This window comes from Pseudomonas sp. HMWF006, assembly GCF_003061205.1.
Taxonomy (GTDB): domain Bacteria; phylum Pseudomonadota; class Gammaproteobacteria; order Pseudomonadales; family Pseudomonadaceae; genus Aquipseudomonas; species Aquipseudomonas monsensis.
Genome location: NZ_QAIU01000404.1, coordinates 1 through 2,032, shown reverse-complemented (window position 1 = coordinate 2,032; position 2,032 = coordinate 1). Strand labels below are relative to the sequence as shown.

3 protein-coding genes, 2 tRNA genes and 1 pseudogene are annotated in these 2,032 nt (G+C 55.6%); 4 read left to right on the top strand and 2 right to left on the bottom strand.

Features of this window, described 5'->3' with window-relative positions:
• From DBR24_RS32490 to DBR24_RS16780, 4 genes and pseudogenes are all read left to right on the top strand, one after another.
• Positions 1-149 (top strand): annotated as a pseudogene (locus DBR24_RS32490) (DNA topoisomerase IB); the annotation flags it as partial.
• Positions 150-252: 103 nt separating this feature from the next.
• Complete coding sequence (locus DBR24_RS16790) at positions 253-483, top strand: hypothetical protein (RefSeq protein WP_123468355.1); 231 nt, start codon at positions 253-255, stop codon at positions 481-483.
• A 121-nt stretch (positions 484-604) separates the two neighbouring features.
• Positions 605-835, top strand: a complete 231-nt coding sequence (locus DBR24_RS16785; protein WP_008082703.1) for a hypothetical protein — start codon at positions 605-607, stop codon at positions 833-835.
• Between the two features lie 250 nt (positions 836-1,085).
• A complete protein-coding gene (locus DBR24_RS16780; protein WP_128615308.1) occupies positions 1,086-1,370 on the top strand; it encodes a hypothetical protein in 285 nt (94 codons plus the stop codon).
• Between the two features lie 215 nt (positions 1,371-1,585).
• Here the strand turns inward: DBR24_RS16780 and DBR24_RS16775 are convergent.
• Both DBR24_RS16775 and DBR24_RS16770 read right to left on the bottom strand, forming a co-directional pair.
• Positions 1,586-1,672: transfer RNA gene (locus tag DBR24_RS16775), tRNA-Leu, on the bottom strand.
• 195 nt (positions 1,673-1,867) lie between these two features.
• Positions 1,868-1,941, bottom strand: a tRNA-Cys gene (locus DBR24_RS16770).
• Positions 1,942-2,032: the final 91 nt, after the last annotated feature.

The following is a 2,032-nucleotide window of genomic DNA, read 5'->3' as shown; positions in this document are numbered from 1 at the left end:
GCTATATCCATCCCGCTGTGGTGGAAAAATTCATGCTCGGCGCACTGGCGCAACTCCCCCGTCCGCGAGTGCGCAAAGGGCTGCGCGCCGAAGAAGTGGCGTTGGCAATGTTTCTCGAGCAGATGAGCGAAATGACCGACGCGCCTTGATCCCCGCCCGGCAGTGCCAGCCGACGAGTTGATCTGCCTATTTTTTGCACGATCGCCGCAGCCTTCTATAGTTGATCTGACACGAATCAGCTGCGGTGACGCCATGGAAGACATTTTCGTCGTGAAGCGCTGCAACAAGATCATCATTCACGGTCGACGCGCCGGAGAAAGCCAGCATGATCCCGCCGAAGCCATTGGCTGGTTTCGTATCTGCGACACGCGCACGGGTGGCTTCATCGGCGATGGCTACGACAGGGAGCAAGACGCCAGGGTCGAATGCGAGCGCCTTAACGCAGCGAGTTCTCCACTACCGGTCCGCCAGTCTTCCGGCTGATGCCGATCACCGGCGGGTCTATACTGAAACCAGCTGAAGGAGCAGCACCCCAACGGCAGAAGGCTCGCGACTTGCGGGCTTTTTGCTGCCGCTCAGCGGTTTCATTGAACGGAGGTGTTCCATGTCCGAAAAAGAGTCCATCACCACCCTCCTCACCCTGCTCGACGCCCGGCAGGCCCGCCTCGCGGCCGCTTGCAAGGAGATCGCCGACTGGGTCGATCATCAAGGCGGACACCCCACCGCCCTGCGTATCCGCGATCGGCTGAACGACATCGAAAAGGATGCGCCGCTGATTCGCAATACACTGTCGGCCCTGAAGCCGGTTGATCGGCCGCTGCCACGGTTCAGATAACGACAAATCAGGTCATCGCGAGGGATGGTCATTATTGCCGGGCGGCCTTCTGCCCGGCAGTTGCTTGTGTGAGCCGAAAAGTTTCTTTTCACGAAGCCATCACATCGACCCGCTTACAGTGAATTCACTCCTTTAGAGATCACTTTCAACGCCCGCCCGCATGCGGGTGTTTTTTTGTCTGCGATTTGTCTCGCCGAACGCGCATGGCTGCCAGTTGTCAAACCATTACACGTCACTCAGGAGACGGTTCATGGTCATTCATTTCAGCGTCGACGGTCATCTGGCCTGCGGTCACAAAGGTCAGCAACTCTCAGCGAGCAAAGAACTCAATCGCGTGAAGTGCCGTAGCTGCCGCAATACCGATGCGTTCAAGCAGGCAAGAAAAGACCAACGCAATGCAGCACGGCGCACTGCCCGACAGGCAAAGAACACTCATGGCGCGGTTGATTGGCGCACACAATGGATTGAGCGGCTGACCGCAATGGCCGGGCTTCAGCGCCTGCCGCGAGGTTTCAGTGGACAGGCATTTGTTTAAAGCTACAAAAAAGCCCAGCTAAATAGCTGGGCTTTCGCTTAAAAAAATGGCGGCTGTCAGGCCAGTGAACGTACGCAACGCCAATAGGCACAATGAAAATTGCGAACGATCAGAAGTATCCATTAGCGGTAATCCATGGGCATCCGATCAAAATACCGCACTGGAAACAAACAAGGGCTTGCATCAGCTTTCGCCCGCAAACCCTTGATTAGATATGGTGCCCGAAGCCGGAATCGAACCGGCACGCCCTTACGAGCGGGGGATTTTAAGTCCCATGCGTCTACCAGTTTCGCCATTCGGGCGGTAGCGCGGTGTTGCTCTCTCCTACTTCGCAGTGGCAATCCTGACAGAGTGCACATGCAAGCAGCAGAGCGGGAAATATATACATCACTTCCCGGTGAAGCAAGTTCGCAATGGCCGTTTTCAAGACTAAATCTTGCTGCGCACTGCAAATAAAAAAGCTCCGTAAATCATGGATCTACGGAGCTTGTTTATAGTGGAGGCCGAGGTCGGAATCGAACCGGCGTAGGTGGATTTGCAATCCACTGCATAACCATTTTGCTACTCGGCCTCAAAGCATTTGCTGTCAGTAGCACAACAACAAACACGTACAAATTGGAGCGGGAAACGAGACTCGAACTCGCGACCCCGACCTTGGCAAG

What these genes read in the sequence shown, in the direction of transcription:
- DBR24_RS16785 (WP_008082703.1), top strand. Translation starts at nt 605, where the DNA reads ATGTCCGAAAAAGAGTCCATCACCACCCTCCTCACCCTGCTCGACGCC.
- DBR24_RS16790 (WP_123468355.1), top strand. Translation starts at nt 253, where the DNA reads ATGGAAGACATTTTCGTCGTGAAGCGCTGCAACAAGATCATCATTCAC.
- DBR24_RS16780 (WP_128615308.1), top strand. Translation starts at nt 1,086, where the DNA reads ATGGTCATTCATTTCAGCGTCGACGGTCATCTGGCCTGCGGTCACAAA.